This is a genomic window from Streptomyces mirabilis (assembly GCF_039503195.1).
In the GTDB taxonomy this organism is placed as follows: domain Bacteria; phylum Actinomycetota; class Actinomycetes; order Streptomycetales; family Streptomycetaceae; genus Streptomyces; species Streptomyces mirabilis_D.
Map to the genome: position 1 here is coordinate 4,153,078 of NZ_JBCJKP010000001.1, position 20,086 is coordinate 4,173,163.

General features: G+C 70.6%; 18 protein-coding genes, 1 tRNA gene and 2 pseudogenes. 6 read left to right on the plus strand and 15 right to left on the minus strand.

Annotated elements, in window-relative coordinates; genetic code table 11:
- Positions 1-7 precede the first annotated feature (7 nt).
- The 4 genes from AAFF41_RS19300 to AAFF41_RS19315 form a co-directional block, all read right to left on the minus strand.
- Positions 8-508: a DUF3592 domain-containing protein gene (locus tag AAFF41_RS19300; RefSeq protein ID WP_343324309.1), complete on the minus strand. Its 501-nt coding sequence runs from the start codon at positions 506-508 to the stop codon at positions 8-10.
- Between the two features lie 147 nt (positions 509-655).
- Positions 656-1,309: a lytic polysaccharide monooxygenase auxiliary activity family 9 protein gene (locus AAFF41_RS19305; RefSeq protein WP_054235554.1), complete on the minus strand. Its 654-nt coding sequence runs from the start codon at positions 1,307-1,309 to the stop codon at positions 656-658.
- A 178-nt stretch (positions 1,310-1,487) separates the two neighbouring features.
- Positions 1,488-2,648, minus strand: a complete 1,161-nt coding sequence (locus AAFF41_RS19310) for an SPFH domain-containing protein (RefSeq protein WP_319747791.1) — start codon at positions 2,646-2,648, stop codon at positions 1,488-1,490.
- 153 nt (positions 2,649-2,801) lie between these two features.
- Positions 2,802-3,446 carry a peptidoglycan-binding protein gene (locus tag AAFF41_RS19315; protein WP_343324310.1) on the minus strand — a complete coding sequence of 215 codons (645 nt, stop codon included), beginning with the start codon at positions 3,444-3,446 and terminating at the stop codon, positions 2,802-2,804.
- A 110-nt stretch (positions 3,447-3,556) separates the two neighbouring features.
- Between AAFF41_RS19315 and AAFF41_RS19320 the strand changes: the two genes are divergently transcribed.
- From AAFF41_RS19320 to glxA, 4 genes are all read left to right on the plus strand, one after another.
- Entirely contained in the window at positions 3,557-3,739 is a 183-nt protein-coding gene (locus AAFF41_RS19320) for a hypothetical protein (RefSeq protein WP_343324311.1), read from the plus strand.
- A gap of 296 nt (positions 3,740-4,035) precedes the next feature.
- A tRNA-Lys gene (locus AAFF41_RS19325) sits at positions 4,036-4,109 on the plus strand.
- Positions 4,110-4,600: 491 nt separating this feature from the next.
- The gene (locus tag AAFF41_RS19330) at positions 4,601-6,589 is read left to right on the plus strand and encodes a glycosyltransferase family 2 protein (protein WP_343324312.1); all 1,989 of its coding nucleotides are present in this window, start codon (positions 4,601-4,603) and stop codon (positions 6,587-6,589) included.
- Positions 6,586-8,523, plus strand: a complete 1,938-nt coding sequence (gene glxA, locus AAFF41_RS19335) for a radical copper oxidase GlxA (protein WP_343324313.1) — start codon at positions 6,586-6,588, stop codon at positions 8,521-8,523. The genes AAFF41_RS19330 and glxA overlap by 4 nt, the downstream gene beginning before the upstream one ends.
- 119 nt (positions 8,524-8,642) lie before the next feature.
- Here the strand turns inward: glxA and AAFF41_RS19340 are convergent, their stop codons facing one another.
- The 11 genes and pseudogenes from AAFF41_RS19340 to AAFF41_RS19390 all read right to left on the minus strand — a co-directional run bounded on the left by AAFF41_RS19340 (position 8,643) and on the right by AAFF41_RS19390 (position 18,398).
- The gene (locus tag AAFF41_RS19340) at positions 8,643-9,659 is read right to left on the minus strand and encodes a glycoside hydrolase family 6 protein (RefSeq protein WP_319747782.1); all 1,017 of its coding nucleotides are present in this window, start codon (positions 9,657-9,659) and stop codon (positions 8,643-8,645) included.
- Positions 9,660-9,972: 313 nt separating this feature from the next.
- Positions 9,973-10,647 (minus strand): class F sortase, encoded by a 675-nt coding sequence (locus AAFF41_RS19345; RefSeq protein WP_319747780.1) that lies wholly within the window; start codon positions 10,645-10,647, stop codon positions 9,973-9,975.
- 1 nt (position 10,648) lies between these two features.
- Positions 10,649-11,203 (minus strand): hypothetical protein, encoded by a 555-nt coding sequence (locus AAFF41_RS19350; RefSeq protein WP_388411946.1) that lies wholly within the window; start codon positions 11,201-11,203, stop codon positions 10,649-10,651.
- A gap of 185 nt (positions 11,204-11,388) precedes the next feature.
- Entirely contained in the window at positions 11,389-12,168 is a 780-nt protein-coding gene (locus tag AAFF41_RS19355; RefSeq protein WP_054235562.1) for an HAD-IIA family hydrolase, read from the minus strand.
- A 99-nt stretch (positions 12,169-12,267) separates the two neighbouring features.
- Positions 12,268-12,378 (minus strand): annotated as a pseudogene (locus tag AAFF41_RS19360) (2-aminoethylphosphonate ABC transporter substrate-binding protein); the annotation flags it as partial.
- A 110-nt stretch (positions 12,379-12,488) separates the two neighbouring features.
- A pseudogene (locus AAFF41_RS19365) lies at positions 12,489-13,077 on the minus strand (ABC transporter ATP-binding protein); the annotation flags it as partial.
- Positions 13,074-13,793, minus strand: coding sequence for an HAD family hydrolase (locus AAFF41_RS19370; RefSeq protein ID WP_343324315.1), 720 nt, complete (start codon positions 13,791-13,793; stop codon positions 13,074-13,076). The pseudogene AAFF41_RS19365 and the gene AAFF41_RS19370, both read right to left, overlap by 4 nt.
- A gap of 5 nt (positions 13,794-13,798) precedes the next feature.
- A complete protein-coding gene (locus AAFF41_RS19375; RefSeq protein ID WP_343324316.1) occupies positions 13,799-14,923 on the minus strand; it encodes a TIGR03364 family FAD-dependent oxidoreductase in 1,125 nt (374 codons plus the stop codon).
- 202 nt (positions 14,924-15,125) lie between these two features.
- Positions 15,126-15,884: a GntR family transcriptional regulator gene (locus tag AAFF41_RS19380; protein ID WP_343324317.1), complete on the minus strand. Its 759-nt coding sequence runs from the start codon at positions 15,882-15,884 to the stop codon at positions 15,126-15,128.
- Positions 15,885-15,932: 48 nt separating this feature from the next.
- On the minus strand, positions 15,933-16,991 hold the full coding sequence (locus AAFF41_RS19385; RefSeq protein WP_343324318.1) for a hypothetical protein: 1,059 nt from the start codon (positions 16,989-16,991) through the stop codon (positions 15,933-15,935).
- A 258-nt stretch (positions 16,992-17,249) separates the two neighbouring features.
- Positions 17,250-18,398: an ROK family transcriptional regulator gene (locus AAFF41_RS19390; RefSeq protein ID WP_097284874.1), complete on the minus strand. Its 1,149-nt coding sequence runs from the start codon at positions 18,396-18,398 to the stop codon at positions 17,250-17,252.
- 48 nt (positions 18,399-18,446) lie between these two features.
- On the opposite strand from AAFF41_RS19390, the gene AAFF41_RS19395 reads away from it, so the two are divergent.
- The gene (locus tag AAFF41_RS19395) at positions 18,447-19,541 is read left to right on the plus strand and encodes a Gfo/Idh/MocA family oxidoreductase (protein ID WP_319747768.1); all 1,095 of its coding nucleotides are present in this window, start codon (positions 18,447-18,449) and stop codon (positions 19,539-19,541) included.
- Entirely contained in the window at positions 19,538-20,026 is a 489-nt protein-coding gene (locus AAFF41_RS19400) for a heme-degrading domain-containing protein (RefSeq protein ID WP_319747766.1), read from the plus strand. The genes AAFF41_RS19395 and AAFF41_RS19400 overlap by 4 nt, the downstream gene beginning before the upstream one ends.
- The last annotated feature ends 60 nt before the right edge of the window (positions 20,027-20,086 follow it).

A 20,086-nucleotide genomic window follows, 5' to 3' on the forward strand; every position in this document is an offset into this window, starting at 1 on the left:
CGGGCCGTCAGAAGGGGAGCCCCGTGCCTTCGAACTCGTCCCCTCCGCTCCCGGCCGAGTCCCACATCGAGAAGAACCCGTGGATGCCCACCATGAAGCCGATGCAGAAGAGGACGATCACCGTGCAGAAGACCAGGGTGAAGACCGTGCCCGCCGCCAGCAGCCCCCGGCGCGGCGCGTGGGCCGTCGCCTTCTCGGGACGCTCGGCGGTGTAGTGGACGGGGACGATGTCGCCCTCGACGATCGTCGCCGGGCCGTTCGGCTCCTCGAAGCGGACCATGCGGCCGTCGCGCGTCATGAACTCGTACACGTGGTGCAGGGTCGTGGACACGGACGTGTCACCGCCGCCGCCACTGGTCGTCGTGTACGACCGCAGACAGCGGGCCTCGGCGATCAGACCGCTGTTCCACGCCCGGCTCATGTCCAGCGACCGGCGGACCACCACGACCGCCATGAAGATCGCCCCGGTCATGATCACCGCCGGCACGGCATAGAAGAAGACGTCCATGACATTCCCCCGTTGTCCGGTACAGCTCCACGCACGCCGTCATGGTCATGTCGACGTGCGTGGAACCTACCCGTGGGGGGTGCGCGAGCTCCTCAAGAGAGGCTCAGAACATGTGCGGTCCACACGCGCTCAGAACGTTCCGCACGTTCAGAACGTGACGTCCGCGCACGAGTAGAACGCGTTCGCGGTGTCGGCGATCGTCCACACGCCGAGGATGACGTGGTGACCGCTCAGCCCGGAGGGCAGCGTACCGGTGTGACTGAACGTGGACGGCGGGCGCTGCCCGTTGTACGGGACGGTCAGGAACGGGGTGGTGTTCAGGTCCGCCCTGGTCAGTGCGTGGTTCTGGTTCCAGCCGGACTTGGTGACGAAGTACTTGAAGTCGGTCGTGGCGTGCACGGCCGTGAACTGCCAGCGGAAGGTGTAGCTCTGCCCGCCGGTGACCTTGGTCGTCGGCCAGGCCGCGCCCGAGGGGGTCTTGGGCTGGTCGAGCTGGCTGAAGTTGGTGTGGTTCGCGGAGCAGATCTGTCCGTCCGCGGGACCCGCCGCCGGGAAGCCCTTCGGGCCCTCGACGCTCTGCGGCTCCCACTGGATGTCACCGCAGCCCGCGACACTGCCGCCGTTGGCGGCGCACAACTTCTGCCGGCTGAGGGGCTGGTCGGTGTAGCCGTGGGCGTCGGCTCCGCCGGTGGAGAGCACGAACGTGCCCGCCGTGGCGAGGCCCACGACAGCGGCGTACAGCTTGACTTTCCTGCTGGTACGGACCCTTGCCGCAGGGATCCTGGTCGTCCGTATGCGCATGCTGCCGCTCCTGGAGGACGTGGGGGAGGTTCTCGTGAGCCGTGCGCGCGATTTTCAGGTCTAGACCAAGTCCCAGATTATTGCCGCGACTTGAACATGTCCAGACCAATAACCAAGCTCTCCGTCCCCGGCGGGGCCCCACTGTCGGTCCCCGCCACGGCTCCGCTGGCCGTCCCCGTCACGGCGAGGAATCCCTGCGCCCCGTGTAGAACGCCACCGTCAGATCCTTCACCAGCGCCTTGCGCTCGTAGTCGTCGAGTTCGACCAGCCCGCGCATGGTCAGCCGGGTCACCGTGTCCTCGACGGAGTCGACGACGGAGGTGAGCACGGTGTCGCGGTGCTGGGCGTCCAGGGTCGCGATCCGGCGGCGCTGCATCACGGCCGCTACCTCGGGGGCGTACTCGATCCGGGTCGGCTGCGCCGAGAACACCTCCAGGCCGACCGGCGCGGCGTCCGCGGCGATCATCCCGGTGAGCGCCTCGCCGACCGCGTCCGTGTTGCGCAGGGTCGCCACGTCCTTGATGACGGCGGGCGGCGCCTCGGCCGGCAGCTGCGAGAGCATCCGCGACATCGCCGCCTCCACACACTCGCGCAGATACGTCTCGTGGTCCTCGACGCCGAGCACGGCCCGCGCGGTGTCCTTGACCCGCCACACCACGAGCACCACCACCCGCAGCGCGACCCCGTTCGCGTCGACCACCGACATCGGCTCACTGCGCCAGTGCCGCAGCCGTACGTCGACCCGGCGCCGCAGCACCATCGGGTTGATCCACAACAGCCCGGTGCGCCGGACCGTGCCCCGGTAGCGGCCGAAGAGGCCCAGCACCCAGGCACGCCCGGTCCGGCCGCGGGAGAGCCCGCCGAACCCGAACAGCCCGAGCGCGCCGGCCCCGGCGTACGCGGCCCACTGCGCGGGGCCGACCCCGGCCCCCGCGTACCAGGGCAGCCCGATCACTCTCGCCGCGCTGTGCGGCAGCACACCCGACCACCACGTGGTGAGTACACATCCGGCCACCCCGCAGGCCCCGGCCAGCACACCCGCCACTCCGGGCAGCACCCGTGCGGGGCGCTCCACCAGTTCGGGGTCGATCTCCGGCACCGGGCGCGGGGCGCGGCCCAGCCCGGGGCGCCGGATCCGGGGCTGTTCGCCCGTCCCGCGCCGCCGCCCCACCACGGCGGGCGAGAGCGGCACGGACACCGGCTCGGGGTCGTCACGGAAGAGCAGATGGACGGGGATCTCGGTGGTCGCCTCGTTGTGGATGAGCCGGGCGGACCGGGAGGCGCCGCCGCCCTCCGGCGTCCCCCCGGACTCCGGGGTGGGTGAAGTCGTCGTACTCATAGCTGCCTCCATGCCTCCGCGCGTGGAAGGGTGATCCCGGCCGGGTGACGAGCCGTGGTGCGATGCCTGGTGCGAGCCTTGGTGCGATGCCTGGTGCGAGCCTTGGTGTGCTCCCTGACGCGTTGCCCGGTACGAGCCCTGCCACCCGGCCTTTCACGAGAAGAGCCGGCGCCAGGTCTCGGGCCCCGGGCAGCCGTCCGCCGCGCCGCCGCGCCAGCCCTGCGCCCGCTGGAACGCCTCGACGCCCCGCCGGTCCGCCTCGCCCCAGCGCGGCCCCGGACCCGACGTGTAGTACGTGCCGAACCCCTTCTTCACGAGTTGCTCGCCGAGCCGGGTGACATGGGGGTTGTCCGCGCCGGGGCCGAAGAAGGACCGGCCCGGGTAGCGGCCCGGGTAGCGGCTGCTCGCCGCCCCCGTCACCGAGACGCCCGCGCCGCTCGTCTCCTCGGCCAGCCCCTTGTAGCGGTAGGGAACATAGCGGTCCGAGTTGCTCCAGTAGGCGTACGGAGTGGACTGCCCGCGGGTGTGCGGGCGGGTCTGTTCATAGGCGAGGTAATAGGTGTGGGTGTAGTCCGACCAGCCGCCGAAAAGGACGACGTGCGAGCCGTTCTGCGGATCCGCCGCATTATGGAAGAGGAGCATGTCGCCGGGCTGCAACTGGTCGCGTGAAACGCGTACGCCGAACGTGCCGAGGCTGCCCGTCCATTCGTTTCCCGGCAGGTTCCAGGCCATCGAGACGAGGCCCGAGCAGTCCTGCCGGTATCCGTCCGGCCAGTACTCGGTATTGCTGTACGGCACCCGCGCGGCGACCCACTTCTTGGCCCGGTTGATGATCGCCGCCCGCGTGGTCGCGGGGAGCTCGCCCCCGCCCCGGGCTTGGCGGGCCCCGCCGGGCCCCCGCCGGAGCCGTGCAGCGGGATCTTGGCGCCCTGCGGGGTGTCGGGCTCGTCACCTCGGGGGTCACCCGGCCGGGCGGGTCCGTGCGCGGCGGCCACGGCCGGCACCGGCTGGCCCGCGGCGAGGACGGTGCCCGCCGCGGCCAGCAGCAGCGCGCCCCGCGCCGCCGGGTGTCCCACGGGCCCGGGGAGTGAGGAAGGGGGAATGACGCGCCGCCGGTGCACGCATCCGGGGCAATCGCAGTCGCTCGCGGGATCGAATTCCTCGAATACCGGAGCGTCCATGAGATTCCCCTCACACCACAGGTCCATGTCTCCGCACTTCTGCACAGTCGCCAGTTTCGCAACTGTCGCCTCTTGTCGCATGTTGACGGTCCGAATGATGTACAGGGACCACTTCCGACCGGTTCGGGACACCTCACTGCTCACTTCACGACACCCACGTGGTCCGGAGCACCCTCCCCGGTCGGGTACAGTTCTCGGGTCAGCAGGCGCCGCTAGCTCAGTTGGTTAGAGCAGCTGACTCTTAATCAGCGGGTCCGGGGTTCGAGTCCCTGGCGGCGCACCGACACCGAAGGGCTCCTCACCAGCGTGAGGGGCCCTTCGGCTTGTGAGCGGGGCGGGCTCCCCATGGGCGCAAACGGCGTAAACGGCCACATAGAGCCGCATACGGGCCAGGCATATGCGCCCGGCGTATGGGGCGGTGACCCCATCTTCGTACACGCGTCCCAATTAGCGCGTATGACCGGTTAACACCGCGTTTCGCATCTTGCGATCATGATGAACGCCGTAGAACCCTGGGCTTCAAGGGACTGTCGATATCTGACAGTTGGGGGTATGGCCGGTTGCGACCATGGGGGGTTGGGGGCCCCGTTCATGAACCGATGCCGAGGGGGGCATCATGCAACCGGAAGGTCGCATTTCTATGTCTCCCTTGTGTGGAGGGTGTGGTGATGCCGACCTGCCAGCATGCGTCCGTGACAGTCAAGGGGGACTCGAACGGGCGACAAGAACCGACGAACACGCACCTGGACGTGCGTGCGGGGGGAATGACTCATGACGTCGACGCCGACGGGCGCCCGGCAGAACTTCGACCCGTCTGAGACGACCCAGCTCCGGATGCCATCGCACCGGACCGGCAGCAACTTCCGCAGGATCAAGAAGACCCTGCCGAGATACGACTACGAGCACTACAGCCGGCTCGCGGGTCCCCTCACACAGCCCGATCCGAACAAGCCGTACAAGGTGCAGTACCGCTCGTTGCTGTCCCAGGAGCCGCACCGCATCCGCGCCGCCCTGATGCTGGGCGCCGCGCCGCTGCTGTCGCTGATCCTGCTGGGCTGGCTGCTCCAGCCGGAGCACTGGACCGAACGCGACTACCCGGCCTACGACTTCCTGCCGGTGCTGGACATCGTGATGCTGGTCTCGATCGGTCTGATCGAGTTCTTCCGCTGCATGAACGTGCTGTCGAACGCGCACGCCACCCTGGTCGCCCGCGACCCGATCCCGGTGGTCCCGGAGACCGGCACCAGAGTCGCCTTCCTCACCTCCTTCGTGCCCGGCAAGGAACCCCTCGCCATGGTGACCAAGACCCTGGAGGCGGCCGTCAAGCTGCGCCACCGGGGCCTTCTGCACGTCTGGCTCCTCGACGAGGGTGACGACCCGGAGGTGAAGGAGGTCTGCAAGCGCCTGGGCGTGCACCACTTCTCCCGCAAGGGCGTCGCGAAGTGGAACCAGGCCAAGGGCCCGCACCGCGCCAAGACCAAGCACGGCAACTACAACGCCTGGCTGGAGGCGCACGGCGACGAGTACGACTTCTTCGCCTCGGTCGACACCGACCACGTGCCGCTGCCCAACTACCTGGAGCGGATGCTCGGCTTCTTCCGCGACCCGGACATCGGCTTCGTCATCGGCCCGCAGGTCTACGGCAACTACGACAACCCCATCACCAAGGCCGCCGAGTCCCAGCAGTTCCTCTTCCACGCGCTGATCCAGCGGGCCGGCAACCGCTACGGCGCGCCGATGTTCGTGGGCACCTCCAACGCCGTACGCATCAAGGCGCTCAAGCAGATCGGCGGCCTGTACGACTCGATCACCGAGGACATGGCGACCGGCTTCGAGATGCACCGCGCGAAGAACCCGGCGACGGGCAGGAAGTGGCGCTCGGTGTACACCCCGGACGTTCTCGCGGTCGGTGAGGGCCCGAACGCCTGGACGGACTTCTTCACCCAGCAGCTGCGCTGGTCCCGGGGCACGTACGAGACGATCCTCAAGCAGTACTGGAAGGGCTTCTTCTCGCTGCCGCCGAGCAAGCTCTTCAACTACACCATGATGATCATCTTCTACCCGATGTCCGCCCTCAACTGGATCCTCGCGGCCCTCAGCTGCGCACTCTTCCTGGGCCTGGGCGCATCCGGTGTGAACATCGACCCGACGGTCTGGCTGATGCTGTACGGCAACGCCTCCGCGCTGCAGATCGGCCTGTACGTATGGAACCGCCGCCACAACGTCTCCCCGCACGAGCCCGAGGGCTCGGGCGGCGTGGCGGGCATGATCATGTCGGCGCTCTCCGCGCCGATCTACGCCCGCTCGCTGATGGACGCGGTGCTGCGCCGCAAGAGCAAGTTCGTAGTGACCCCCAAGGGTGATTCGGCCAGCCCCGACACACTGTTCGGGACCTTCCGGATCCACCTGTTCTTCATCCTGGTCTTCGCCGGCTCGATCGTCGCCGGACTCCTGCTCGGGCACTCCCACCCCGCGATGATCACCTGGGCCTCCTTCGCCCTGCTGATCACCGCCTCGCCGATCCTCGCCTGGCAGTGGGCCCTGCGCCAGGCGAAGAAGAAGCCGTCGGTGCCGCCCGCCTCACCCGAGGAGACGGTGCCGCTGCCCGCTCAGGCCTCGGCGCCCCAGCAGGAGCAGCACGCTCCGCATGCCCCGCACGCCCCGCAGCACAAGCCCAACTGGGCGGCGGCACAGGGCGGCGGCAGCGGCGGAGGCAATGACCAGACCATGCAGATTTCCCTTGGGGGACGTAAAAAATGAAAGACGGTGCCCGTCGCCGCCGTGCTCGTCGACTTGCGATAGGCGGGGCGGTGGTGCTCGCGCTGGCCGGGATGAACGGGCCGTGGGTGTACCGCTTCAGCACGGAGAAATACCACGAGTACACGATCAACAAGCCCGAGTACAAAGCCAAGAACGGGCACTGGGACATCATCCAGTTCCCCGAGGAGTACAGACAGAACACCATCCACGCGGCCCTGCTGCACACCGGCAAGATCCTGCTGATCGCGGGCTCGGGCAACAACCAGGACAACTTCGACGCGAAGAAGTTCGACACGCGGATCTGGGACCCGGTCAAGGGCACCATCAAGAAGATCCCTACGCCCGCCGACCTGTTCTGCACGGGCCACACCCAGCTCGCCAACGGCAATCTGCTGATCGCGGGCGGCACGAAGCGGTACGAGACGCTGAAGGGTGACGTCACCAAGGCGGGCGGCCTGATGGTCGTCCACAACGAGAACCCGGACAAGCCGATCACGCTGCCCGCGGGCACCAGGTTCACCGGCAAGGAGAACGGCAAGACGTTCGTCTCCAAGGACCCGGTGCTCGTCCCGCGCGCGACGAAGGTCTTCGACAAGGCGACCGGCAGGTTCCTGCGCAACGACCCGGGCCTCGGCCGTATCTACGTCGAGGCACAGCAGAGCGGCCAGAAGTACGAGACGGGCACCCAGGACAACTACCGCATCCAGGGCCTGACCGGAGCCGACGCCCGCAACACCTACGGCATCGCGCAGAAGCTCGCCCTGGACAAGAAGGACTTCCAGGGCATCCGGGACGCATACGAGTTCGATCCGGTCGCCGAGAAGTACATCAAGGTCGACCCGATGAACGAGGCCCGCTGGTACCCGACGCTCACCACCATGAGCGACGGCAAGATCCTCAGCCTCTCCGGTCTGGACGAGATCGGCCAGCTGGTCCCGGGCAAGAACGAGGTGTTCGACCCGAAGACCAAGAAATGGACGTACACCAAGGGAATCCGCCAGTTCCCGACCTACCCGGCGATCTCCCTGATGCAGAACGGCGAGATGTTCTACTCGGGCTCGAACGCGGGCTACGGACCGGACAACGTGGGCCGCGACCCCGGCATCTGGGACGTGGCCACCAACAAGTTCACCAAGCTGCCGGGCCTGAGCGACCCCAACATGATGGAGACGTCCGGCACGGTGCTGCTGCCGCCCGCGCAGGACGAGAAGTACATGGTGATCGGCGGCGGCGGGGTCGGCGAGTCCAAGCTGTCCAGCAAGAAGACCCGGCTGATCGACCTCAAGGACAAGAACCCGAGCTTCGTCGACGGGCCCGAACTGGAGAAGGGCACCCGCTATCCGCAGTCCTCGATCCTGCCGGACGACACCGTCCTGGTGTCCGGCGGCTCCGAGGACTACCGGGGGCGCAGCGCCTCCAACATCCTCCAGGCGCGGATCTACGACACCAAGTCGAACACCTTCGACCGGGTCGCCGATCCGCTGGTGGGCCGCAACTACCACTCGGGCTCGATCCTGCTGCCCGACGGCCGGGTGATGTTCTTCGGCTCCAACTCGCTCTACGCGGACAAGGCCAACACCAAACCGGCCACGTTCGAGCAGCGCATCGAGATCTACACGCCGCCGTACCTCTACCGGGACTCCCGGCCCGATCTGACCGGCGGTCCGAAGACGATCGCGCGCGGCGGCTCGGCGACGTTCACCTCGCAGCACGCGTCGACCATCAGGACGGCCCGGCTGATCCGGCCGAGCGCGTCCACGCACGTCACCGACGTCGATCAGCGTTCCATCGCGCTGGACTTCAAGAAGACGAAGAACGGGGTCACGGTGACCGTGCCGAAGAACCGGAATCTCGTGGAGTCCGGCTGGTACATGCTGTTCGTGACGGACGACCAGGGGACGCCGAGCAAGGCGCAGTGGGTCAAGGTGCCGTAGCGTTCCGCTGATTGGGCCGTTTCGACTGCGGGTTCGTTGTGGCTGGTCGCGCCCACGCGGCGGAGCCGCATGATGTCAGAGCCCCGCGCCCCTAAAAGATAGGGCGCGGGGAATTGGCGTCAGTTGGATGACTTGGCCAGCTTCAGGGCGTACTCGGGCCACCATTCGCCCGCCTTCGGACCCCCCTTGCACTCCCCGTCCGACTCACCCGGCCGCTTGACCCAGAGATACGCGTCGACGAGCGGATCGGCGGTCTTGGTCGTCGGGGTCTCGCCCAGCGCGCGCCCCGGCGGATTGCACCAGTTCTCGTCCGCCTCGCCGGCCGTGTAGGGGCCGTTTCCGTTGCGGCTGGTGTCGATGACGAAATGCTTGCCGCCGACCTTCGCGGACAGTTGCCTGCCGTACGCGAGGGAGTCCTTGGTCGAGTAGAAATTGGAGACGTTGACGGAGAAGCCGTCGGCCCGGTCGATGCCCGCCCGCTTCAGCGGCTGGAAGATCTGGTCGGGGTGACCCCAGCCCGCGTTGCCCGCGTCGAGGTACACCTTCGTGTTCTTCAGGGCCTTGAGCTTGGTGACCGCGGTCTCGAGGAGGAAGTACCGCTCCTCCTGGAACTGCGCCGGAGTGCACTGGTTGACCAGGTGCAGAATGGCGTCCGGTTCCAGGATCACCGTGGCGGGCCGGTCCTGGATGCCGCGGGCGACCCCGTCGATCCAGGCCTTGTAGGCGTCGCCGTCCGCCGCGCCGCCCTGCGAGAACTGGCCGCAGTCGCGGTGCGGGATGTTGTAGAGGACCAGGATGGCCGCCCGGTCGGCCTGCTGCGCCGCCTCGGTGAAACCGCGCGCCTCCCGCTCGGGATTCTCCGGCCCGATCCACTCGCCGGTCGGCTGTTCGGCTATCTTGCGGATCTGCTCGGCGTCGTCCTTCTTGCCCGCCTTGACGTACGCGGCGACCTGCTCGGCCGCGTTGCCCGCCGGGTTGACCCAGAACGGGTCGGAGTTCTTGGGCTGTTGTGTGACCTTGGAACCGGAACCGTCGCTCTTGTCGCCGCCGCCCCCGGAGGAACACCCCGCGAGCACCAGCAACGCCCCCACCACCACGACGGACGCCCGAGCCCCGGCCCCCTTGCTGCCGTACATGCAACTCCCCCTCGGGTGCACTGTCCTTGGGGTCAATCGTGACATAGGTGGCGCCTCGCCCACGAGATCGCCCGCCCCTTGTCGGTGAGCTGTTACAGCCCCCCACGGGGACAGGTCCTAGGCCAGAACGCTCATACGTTCTAGAGTTGCCTCAAACGGACCCCGAACCTCCCGCGCCGACCGCCGGGTTACTCCCGCAGCCCGTGCGCGCGCGGTCGAGGACCAGCCCGGTCGGCGGCTCCGGGGGGAGCGGGCCGCCGACCGGGCCAGGTGGAACCGGTCACCGGGACACCGGCCGCGGTCACCCGCATCATCATCCGTGGCCCGTCAGGTACGCCGACACGACCACGTTCGCGGTGTAGGTGCGGCTGGCCCGGTCGAAGGTGCCGCCGCAGGTGACGAGCCGCAGCTCGGCCCGCCCCGACTCCCGTGGCCCGTAGGCCTGTCGGGCGTCGAAGTGGTCGCGCGGGAAGACCTGCACGTCGTCCACGGTGAACTCGGCGACCGTCCCGTCGTCGCGGACCACCCGGACCGTCTGCCCCGGCCGTACCGTGCTGAGTTTGTAGAAGACCGCGGGCCGGGTCTCGGTGTCGACGTGCCCCACGAACAACGCGGTCCCGGCCGCCCCCGGCCGCACCCCGGCGGCGTACCAGCCGACCACGCCCGGCTGGTCGAAGGGCGGCGGATCGATCGCCCCCTGCCCGTCGAGCCCGCGGCCCACGACCGGCGCCTGCACCCCCATCGAGGGAATGTCGATGCGCTGCGGCACCGCGCTCGTCAGCGGCTTCAGCGCGGGTGGCAGCCGTACCTCGGGCGGTCGTCCGACCGCCGCGATGTCCCCCGTCGTCGGCGCCGCTATCCCCTGCCGTACGTCGGTCAGGTCACGGCCCCACAGCCACAGCCCGAGCAGCAGCACCGCCCAGGCGACACCGGTCAGCAGCCGGCCGGCGCCGGAGGAACGCCCGTGTGCGGGCATGTCGTCGGACATGTCAGTCTCGGGTGTCGTGGCCCCGGCGCGCGCTGCGGACCGCGACCGCCACCGCGGCGGCGCTCGCGAGGACGAGGCCGATCACCGCGTGCTTGGTGCCGGGGCTCGACGAGCGGGCGTCCACGGAGGCGAAGTGCGCGGTGCCGCCGCCGCCCGCGTGCACGGGGGCGACGGGCGAGGCCAGGCCGTTCGGTAGGGCCAGGGCGGATGTCAAGGCGGTCGGGACGGCGAGGGCGGACCTCAGGGAGGTCGGGCCGCCCGGCGCGGTGACCGTGACCGTGCCGTTCACCCGGTTCTGGCGGCCGTCACAGCTGACCTTGACCTCGTAGGCACCGGGCGTGGCCGACGAGCGGACACGGGTGTCGCCGACGAGCACCCCGCCCTGGCCGGTGAGCCGCGCGTCCGCGACGAACGCCGTCGAGACCGCGGTACCGGTCGTCCCCGTACAGCCCAGCGCCCGCAGCTGGACGTCGCTGCCGGGGGCCGGGGACACGGGAGAGACGGAGACGCCGCCGTCGGCCGCGTACGCGGCGGGAGTGAACGCCGCCGCGAGCACCGCACCGGCACAGAGAGTGAGTCGCGCACAGAGAGCGAGTCGACATGAACCCATCGTGAACCTCCAGATACCTGGAGACTCCCCCTCCGGGCCGCCGGACGCATCCTCAGACGCCCCCGACTGCTCCAAACGGGTCTCGAAAGGTTTGGCGCGGGCCGGTCGCCCGCCCTCCGGTCCGGGCGGCGTCAGATCCGCTCGACGAGGTCCGCGATCGAGTCCACGATCCTGGAGGGCCGGAAGGGGTACTGCTCGATCTCCTCGCGGGTGGTCAGCCCGGTGAGGACGAGATAGGTCACCATGCCCGCCTCGAGGCCGGCCAGGACGTCCGTGTCCATCCGGTCGCCGATCATCGCGCTGGTCTCGGAGTGCGCCCCGATGGCGTTGAGACCCGTCCGCATCATCAGCGGGTTCGGCTTGCCTGCGAAGTAGGGCTGCTTGCCGGTCGCCTTGGTGATCAGCGCGGCCACCGCGCCGGTCGCGGGCAGCGGGCCCTCGGCGGACGGGCCGGTCTCGTCGGGGTTGGTGGCGATGAACCGGGCGCCGCCCTTGATCAGCCGGACCGCCTTGGTCATGGCCTCGAAGGAGTACGTTCGGGTCTCGCCGAGGACCACGTAGTCCGGCTCGTGGTCGGTCAGGACGTACCCGATGTCGTGCAGTGCCGTGGTCAGGCCCGCCTCGCCGATGACGTACGCGGTACCGCCGGGCCGCTGGTCGTCCAGGAACTTGGCGGTGGCGAGCGCGGAGGTCCAGATGTTCTCGACCGGCACGTCCAGGCCCATGCGCCGCAGCCTGGCGTGCAGGTCACGAGCGGTGTAGATCGAGTTGTTGGTGAGCACCAGGAACGGCTTCCCGGACTCCCGCAGCCTCTTGACGAAGGCGTCCGCGCCGGGGATCGGCACACCCTCGTGGATGAGGACGCCGTCCATGTCGGTGAGCCACGACTCGATGGGCTTGCGCTCTGCCATGGTGCTGGTTCTCCTGCCGTCCTGGCGTACGTACGCACACGATCCGGGGGCGCCGGAACGACGATGTGCCGACGCCCCCAGCCTAGTCAGGGTGGAGTGTCAGCTTCCCGTGGCCGTCTTCCAGTCCTCGACGTACGAGGTCAGGTTCTTGTCGATGTCGGCCCAGTCCGGCTCGACAAGGGCGACGCCGGCCATGAGCCTGGTCAGGGCCGGCGACGTCCAAATGAACTACGCCCAGTCCAAGGACTGTTCTTGTACCGCGCGCCGAGCAGCTCCTCCCAGGTGGTGGGGGCCTGCTTCAGCTCCTTCTTGTCGTAGCGCAACTCCCGGTGCAGCCGGGAGAGTTCGGCCAGCATTCCCGACCGCAGCTGCGCGTCGAGCGCGGACAGCGGCTCGTCGAGGAGGAGGACGCCGGGCCGGATGGCGAGCGCCCGCGCGATGGCGACCCTCCCCCAGTGCTTTAAGGGCCTGGGGTACACCCAGCTGCTGCCCGCCGGACAGTCCCCGCGGGCGGCGCCGGGCGTAGGCCGCCATCCCGGTCATCTCCAGCGCCTCGGCGACCCGTCCGCGCCTCTTGCCCCTGGCGACCTTCTGCGCCCTGAGCCCGAAGGCGACGTTGTCCTCGACCCGCATGTGCGGGAACAACGTGTACCGCTGCACCACCATGCCGACGCCGCGCCGGTGGGGCGGCAGAGCGGTCATGTCCCGGTCGCCGATGAACACCCGGCCCGAGGCGGGCCGTACGAACCCGGCGACGGCCCGTAGCGCGGTGGTCGTCCCGGACCCGGACGGCCCGAGCAGCGCCATCACCTCGCCGGGCTCGACGGTGAGGTCGAGGGAGTCGAGGACCGTGGTGCCGTCGTACCCGACGGACACCCGGTCGAAGCGGATACCGCTGCCGCCGCTCACCGCCCGGCTCCGGGATGCGGATCGGCTCCGGTGGGTCCGTCGAGCAGGGCGGGAAGTTCGGCCACCGAGCCGAGCACATGGCCGGCCCCGGCCGCGCGCAGCGCCTCGGTGCCGTGCGCCCCGGTGAGCACACCGGCCACCACGCCCGCCCCGGCGCGTACGCCGCTGAGCATGTCGGACGAGGTGTCGCCCACGACCGCGACCTGCTGGACGCCCTCCGCCGCCTTGGTGCGCAGGAAGGCCTCCAGGACCATGTCGGGGTACGGCCGCCCGCGGCCTGAGGCGTCGGCCGGGCACAGCGTGAGCGGCACCAGCCCCTGCCAGCCGAGGGCGTCGAGGATGGCGTCCCGGGTGACGCGGGCGAACCCGGTGGTCAGGACGACGGTGCGGCCGCCGGCCCGGAGCTCCTCGATCGCCTCGCGCGCCCCGGCGATCGGCGCGAGGCGCCCCCCGTCGACGAGTTCCCCGTACGCCTTCTCGAAGGCGGCGTTGGCCCGCCGGGCGAGGGACTCCTCGCCGAACAGGTGCCGGAAGACGGAGATCTTGGACTCGCCCATGGTGGCCCGGACGTGGTCGAGCTTCTCGGCGTGGTCGGCGGACCCGGGCTCGACGCCCAGCTCCTCGGCGGCCACGGCGAAGGCCTGCTCCACCAGGCCGCCGTCGGCGACGGTGGTGCCCGCCATGTCGAGCACGACGAGTCGTATGTCCTCGGTCATTTCTTTCACCATCCCAGCTCGTTGGCGGTCGTTTCGGCGATGGCGGGCGAACAGGTCATGCCGCGCCCGCCGGGCCCGGTGACCAGCCACACCCCGTCCCGCACCCGCTGCCGGTGCACGACTCGGCTCGGGTCGGTGCACTGCGCGTACACCCCGGCCCAGCGGCGCCGGACCTTCGGCAGCGGGCGGCCGAGGAAGGACTCGACGACCTCGGTGAGGTGGTCGTAGGGGTCTTCGAGGGTGTCGAAGGCGAAGGGGTGCTCGTACTCGTGGGTGTCGCCGATGGTCAGCCCGCCGTCCGCGCGCTGCACCATGAGCAGCTGCATCCGGTGCGCGGCGGCGATCGGCGCCTGCGGCCGGTGTGCGTCGAACTCGTCGAGGGCGGCGCTGCGGTACGCGGGGTAGTACCGGAAGCTGTCGGCGTCGGCGACGGAGGTGGTGAGCGGCTCGCCCAGCGGTTCGGTCTGCATCATCTGCAGCCGCACCCGCCGTACGGGCAGCTCGGGCCCGGCCAGCTCCCGTACGAGACCACCGAGCCAGGCGCCCGTGCACAGCACGACGACGTCACCGGCGTGGACGTCCCCGTGGTCGTCGCGCACGGCGTGTTCCCCGACGACGTCACGGACCTCGCGGCCCGGCAGGAACGTGTAGCTCGGGGACTTCGACAGCTCGGCGCGGAGGGCGAGTTGGGCCGTGCGCGGCTCGACGGCCGCGTCGCGCTCGCAGAACAGGGCCGCTTCGAAGGCACCCCGCAGGGCGGGGTTCACGGCGCGCGCCTCGTCCGCGGCGAGCAGCTTGTAGCCGCGAGCGGCGGCGTCCTCGCGGGCCAGGGCGGCCTCGGCGACGGCGCGTTCGCGCGGGTTGCGCACGGGGGTCAACGATCCGCACGCCCGGAAGCCGAGGTCCGGGACGCGTGCCCCGATCTCCTCCCACAGCTCCCGCGCCCGCAGGGCGGTCTCCAGCTCCTCTCCTCCGGCGCGACCACTCACCCAGATCTGTCCGAAGTTGCGCAGCGAGGCCCCGCGGGCCTCCGCCTCACGCTCGATCTGTACGACCTCGTGGCCGCGTTCCACCGCGTGCCAGGCGTGCAGGGTACCCACCACGCCGGCTCCGACGACTATCACTCTCACGACGGCCACGCTCCTCGGGAAGGGGGAATCAAAGGGGTCCGGACAGCAACCGGATGGTGAACCGCCCATCATATTTGGGCTAGACCCGTTATCTCCCTGTGACGATACTTGGCCGAAAGGACGAGCCCGAGCCCGCCCCGGCCGTCCATGCGTCAGCTGCCGAGGTGCGTGGAACGTCAGCCGCCGAGGTGGGCCGTGAACGTCACCTGCCCAGGTGTGCCGTGAACGAGAACCGGTCCCCCCGGTACAGCGTCCGCACCCGCTCCAGCGGCCGCCCCTTCGCGTCCCGCGAGACCCGGTGGATCAGCAGCATCGGCAGCGCGGGCGGCGTACCGATGAGCAGCGCCTCGCGCGGCGTCGCCAGCACCGTCTCGATCCGCTCGTCCGCGTCACCGAACGCGATGCCGAGCCGGTCGTGGAGGTAGGCGTAGAACGAGGAGTCGGGGTCGAAGTCGCGGTCGAGGTCGGGCACCCGGGCCACGGCGACGTACGTACTCTCCAGTCCGACCCGCTCGTCGTCGGCGAGCAGCACGCGCTCCATGTGCCAGACGGGCTCGCCGCGCGTCAGCCCCGCCTCGGTGGCCAGCGCCTGCGGGCAGGGGAAGCGGTCGAGCGAGATGAGCGTACGACCGGGGGTGCGCCCCTGCCGCCGTACGCCTTCGGTGTAGCTCGCGAGGGAGAGCGGCTGCTCCAGTTTCGGCCCCGCGACGACCGTGCCGCGCCCCTGCCGCCGCAGCTTGCCTTCGAGCAGCAACTCCCGCAGGGCCTGCCGTACGGTCTCGCGGGCCACCTCGTACTTCTCGGCGAGATCGCGCTCGGTGGGCAGGAGCCCCCCTTCGCCCAACTCCTCGATCAGCACGGCGATGTGCGCCTTGACCGCGTAGTACTTCGGGATACGGCCGTGCTCCGGGATGCCGGAGCGGACGGGGGCGCCGGGCGATTGGTCGTTCGGGTAGTCCACGGGGGGATGGTCGCAGACGCGGTACGGGCGGTGCGCCGGTGGGAGGGCTCAGCGACGCCGGAACCGGGACCAGCGGGAGGCCGCCAGCAGCACGCCTCCGGCGGCGAGCAGGACGACGCCCACCACCAGGGCGGCTTCGCGCGGTCCGGTCATGGCCAGCTCGTCTGCGGACGAGGACTCCTCGTCCGCCGACGAGGACCCGTCCCGTTCCTTTCCCGCGGCGTCACCGTCGCTGTCACCGCCGTCACGACCGCCGCCACCGCCGCCACTACCGTCGCCGGTACCGGTGGGGCTGCCGCTGGGACTGCCGGTGCCCGTGCCGGTGACGCCGTCCGTGCTACTGCCGGTGCTGTTGCCGGTGCCGGTGCCACTGGCGTCGGGAGCCGCGCTCGTACCGCCGCCGCCTCCGCTGTCCCCTCCGCCATCGCCACCGTCCCCAGTACCCCCGTTGCCCCCGCCGTCCCCAGTGCCCCCAGTGCCCTCGGCTTCCACGACGTCGCCGTCGCTCGTCTTGCTCTCGTCGTCGATCCGGAAGCGGTACGCGTTCGACTCCCCCACCCAGTCCCCGTCGTTGTTGTGGCGCTGCACCACGGCCGCGTTGGCGACGACGTCGTTCGGCACGGCGGCGTCGGAGGTCACGGAGAGCCGGACCTTCACGGTGAGCGTGCGGCCGGGTCCGACCGTGAACCCCGGGAACCCGTCGTCGAACGCCCCGACGTTCTCGTCCTGGTCGCTCTTCTCGAACTCGACGGGATGCGTGCGCTCCCCCTCGTAGAACTCCAGCCGCGCCTGTTCCGGCCGCAGCGTCCGCTTGCTGTCCACGAGTACGACGATCGGGTGGATGTTTCCGCAGGTGTGCGCGGTGGTGTTGGTCAGGTCGATGTACCAGGTCCGGAAGTCGCCGCCGACGTCGTAGGCGTCCGGCCCGCCGTGGATCCGGGTCTTGATCGGGAAGGCCCGGGTGTCGGGCGCGGCACAGGTGGGACGGGGGCTCGCGGTGGGCCCGAGCGGCATGAGCGCGTGGACGGCGGGCGGCGGTGCGAGCCCGAGGCCCAGGGCGGGGGCAACGGCGGTCAGGGCGAAGGGGCTGGTCTTGCGCAGTCGCATGAGGGGCCTTTGCCGATCAAGGGCGGCGGGAGGGGGTCGGGAAAGGGGTCGGAAGCGTCGGGCGGTGAGGGCAACGGCGTACAGGGCAACGGCCCCGTGACCGTCCCACACCGGCCTGCGCCCACCGCGCCGCCACCCCCGCGACACACCCCGCCCGGCCCCTGAAGTCCCCCGAACAGCCGAGTCACCCGGCCCCCGAAGCCCCTCCGGACAACCGAGTCACCCGGCCGGAACCCCGCCCCAGAACAGCCGAGCCGGTCAGTCCTCCCCGCGCCCGAACAACGGCGCCAGCAGCAACTGCGCCGCACCCTCCGCGACCCCACGCGCCCCACCGGGCGCCACCCGCACCGGAATCGCCCCGTCGTCCACGCCCTCCAGCCGAGCCCGTTCCTCAAGAACGGCACCGACACCCCGTACGAAGGCCTCCTCATGCGCGGCGACGGTACGCCCGCCGAGGAGCACGAGGTCGATGTCCAACAGCCCCACCAGATTCGCGGCGCCCACCCCGAGCACCCGCGCCGCCTCACCCACGGCACCGCGGTCCACCGCGGCGAGGCACAACGCCTCGATGCAGCCACGGTTGCCGCAGCCGCACGGGGGCCCGTCCAGCTGGATGACCTGATGCCCGAACTCCCCCGCCCCGGTACGCGCCCCCCGGTGCACGCCCCCACCGATCACGAGCCCCGCCCCGAGCCCCGTACCGAGATGCAGATAGGCGAAGGATTCGAGGGGGCCGGGGGACACATCCCCCGTCTTCCCGATGCCGCTCTCCCTCCCCACCACCGCGATCCCCAACGCGGCCGCGTTCGTGTCCTTGTCCACCACCACGGGCACCCCGAGCCGCCCCGCCAGCGCGTCCCGCAGCGGGAACCCGTCCCACTCGGGAAACCCGGTCACCCGATGCAGCACACCCCGGACATGGTCGAGCGGCCCCGGCAGGGCGACGCCCACGCCCAGTACGGACACCCCCGCCCCCGCGAGCAGCGCCTCGACCTCCCCCGCCGCCGACTCGACGACCGCCTCCGCCCCCGCCCCCAGATCGAGCGGAACCCGCCGCTCGGCGACCACCGCGCCGGTGAGGTCGCACAGCACGACCGTCACCTCGTCGCGGTCGAGGTGGAGCCCGACCGCGTGCCCGGCCTCGGGCACGAGCCGCAGCACGGTCCGCGGCTTGCCGCCGGTCGACGCACGGCGCCCCGCCTCCGCCACCAGCCCGTCCGCCCGCAGCCGAGCGGTGATCTTGCTGACGGCCTGCGGGGTCAGCCCGGTGCGCTCGGCGAGTTCGAGCCGGCTGATACCGCCCTCCCCGGCCGTGCGCAGCAGATCGAGCACGAGCGCGGCGTTGTGGCTGCGCAGGGCGAGCAGATTGACTCCCGACTCGGCGTTGGTCCTGTTCACGTACGCCATTGTCCCCCGCGCTTGCACTTTGGCAACAGCGTTGCGAAAGTGGACGTCATGACTGGTACGACTGGCACGACTGGCACCCCCCTCCGTGTGGCCCTCATCGGTTACGGCCTCGCGGGCTCCGTCTTCCACGCCCCGCTGATCGCCGCGACCGAGGGCCTGGCCCTGGACACGATCGTCACCGCGAACCCGGAGCGGCGGGAGCAGGCCCGCGCCGAGTTCGGCGGCGGCGTCTCGTTCGCCGCCACGCCCGAAGAGCTCTGGGCGCGCGCCGACGAGCTGGACCTGATCGTCATCGCCTCCCCGAACAAGACCCACGTCCCGCTCGCGACCGCCGCCCTCGAGGCGGGCCTGCCGGTCGTCGTCGACAAGCCCCTCGCCGGTACGGCGGCGGAGGCCCGCGAGCTGGCCGCGCTGGCCGAAGAGCGCGGCCTGCTCCTCTCCGTCTTCCAGAACCGCCGCTGGGACAACGACTTCCTGACCCTCCGCAAGCTGCTCGACGAGGGCGAGCTGGGCGACGTATGGCGCTTCGAGTCCCGTTTCGAGCGGTGGCGTCCGCAGCCCAAGGGCGGCTGGCGCGAGTCCGGTGACCCGGCAGAGATCGGAGGTCTCCTCTACGACCTCGGCAGCCACGTCGTCGACCAGGCCCTCGTCCTCTTCGGCCCCGCGGCCTCGGTGTACGCCGAGACGGACGTCCGCCGCCCCGGCGCGCAGACCGACGACGACACCTTCATCGCGATCACGCACACGAACGGCGTCCGCTCCCACCTCTACGTCTCCGCGACGACCGCCCAACTCGGCCCGCGCCTGCGCGTACTGGGCTCGCAGGCGGGTTACGTGAAGTACGGCCTCGACCCGCAGGAGGCGGACCTGCGCGAGGGCAAGCGTCCCGACACGACCGCCGAGTGGGGCGCCGAGCCCGAGTCCCTGTGGGGCCGCGTCGGCTCCGGCGAGTCCCCGCTCACGGGTGGCGGACGCCCCGAGCCCACACTCCCGGGCGCCTACCCCGCGTACTACGCGGCCATCGCCGCCGCCCTCCGCGACGGCGCCCCGAACCCGGTCACCGCGCGGGAGGCCGCGGCCGCCCTCGACGTCCTGGAGGCGGCCCGCCGCTCCGCCGCCGAGGGCACGGCGGTGTCCCTGTGAGCAGCGAGGACACCGCGCGGCAGCTCGCGGAACAGATCACGGAACTGGAGTCCCAGGAGCGGCAGCTGGTCCTCCCCCACTTCACGTACGACGACGCGTGGACCCTGGGCACCCTGCTCGTGGGCATGGCCCGCGAGGCCGCCGCTCCGGTCGCCGTCGACATCCGCCGCGGCGGCCAGCAGCTCTTCCACGCGGCCCTGCCGGGTTCGACCCCGGACAACGACGCCTGGATCGACCGCAAGCGCCGCGTCGTCGAGCGCTACGGCTGCTCCTCGCTCCTCGTCGGCACCCGCTTCCGCGCCAAGGGCACCACCTTCGAGGCGTCCTCCCGCCTCGACCCCGACGCCTACGCGGCCCACGGCGGCGCGTTCCCCCTCACGGTCGAGGGCGCGGGCGTCATCGGCACGGTGGTGGTCTCGGGCCTCCCCCAACTGGAAGACCACGCCCTGGTCATCAAGGCGCTCCACCAGTTCCTGGGAAGGTAGGTCCCGCACCCGCGCCCCTGTTTCTTTTCAGGGGCGCGGGGAACTGCGCGCCCAGCCACA

What these genes read in the sequence shown, in the direction of transcription:
- AAFF41_RS19300 (WP_343324309.1), bottom strand. Translation starts at nt 508, where the DNA reads ATGGACGTCTTCTTCTATGCCGTGCCGGCGGTGATCATGACCGGGGCG.
- AAFF41_RS19305 (WP_054235554.1), bottom strand. Translation starts at nt 1,309, where the DNA reads ATGCGCATACGGACGACCAGGATCCCTGCGGCAAGGGTCCGTACCAGC.
- AAFF41_RS19310 (WP_319747791.1), bottom strand. Translation starts at nt 2,648, where the DNA reads ATGAGTACGACGACTTCACCCACCCCGGAGTCCGGGGGGACGCCGGAG.
- AAFF41_RS19330 (WP_343324312.1), top strand. Translation starts at nt 4,601, where the DNA reads ATGACGTCGACGCCGACGGGCGCCCGGCAGAACTTCGACCCGTCTGAG.
- glxA (WP_343324313.1), top strand. Translation starts at nt 6,586, where the DNA reads ATGAAAGACGGTGCCCGTCGCCGCCGTGCTCGTCGACTTGCGATAGGC.
- AAFF41_RS19340 (WP_319747782.1), bottom strand. Translation starts at nt 9,659, where the DNA reads ATGTACGGCAGCAAGGGGGCCGGGGCTCGGGCGTCCGTCGTGGTGGTG.
- AAFF41_RS19345 (WP_319747780.1), bottom strand. Translation starts at nt 10,647, where the DNA reads ATGTCCGACGACATGCCCGCACACGGGCGTTCCTCCGGCGCCGGCCGG.
- AAFF41_RS19355 (WP_054235562.1), bottom strand. Translation starts at nt 12,168, where the DNA reads ATGGCAGAGCGCAAGCCCATCGAGTCGTGGCTCACCGACATGGACGGC.
- AAFF41_RS19370 (WP_343324315.1), bottom strand. Translation starts at nt 13,793, where the DNA reads ATGACCGAGGACATACGACTCGTCGTGCTCGACATGGCGGGCACCACC.
- AAFF41_RS19385 (WP_343324318.1), bottom strand. Translation starts at nt 16,991, where the DNA reads ATGCGACTGCGCAAGACCAGCCCCTTCGCCCTGACCGCCGTTGCCCCC.
- AAFF41_RS19390 (WP_097284874.1), bottom strand. Translation starts at nt 18,398, where the DNA reads ATGGCGTACGTGAACAGGACCAACGCCGAGTCGGGAGTCAATCTGCTC.
- AAFF41_RS19395 (WP_319747768.1), top strand. Translation starts at nt 18,447, where the DNA reads ATGACTGGTACGACTGGCACGACTGGCACCCCCCTCCGTGTGGCCCTC.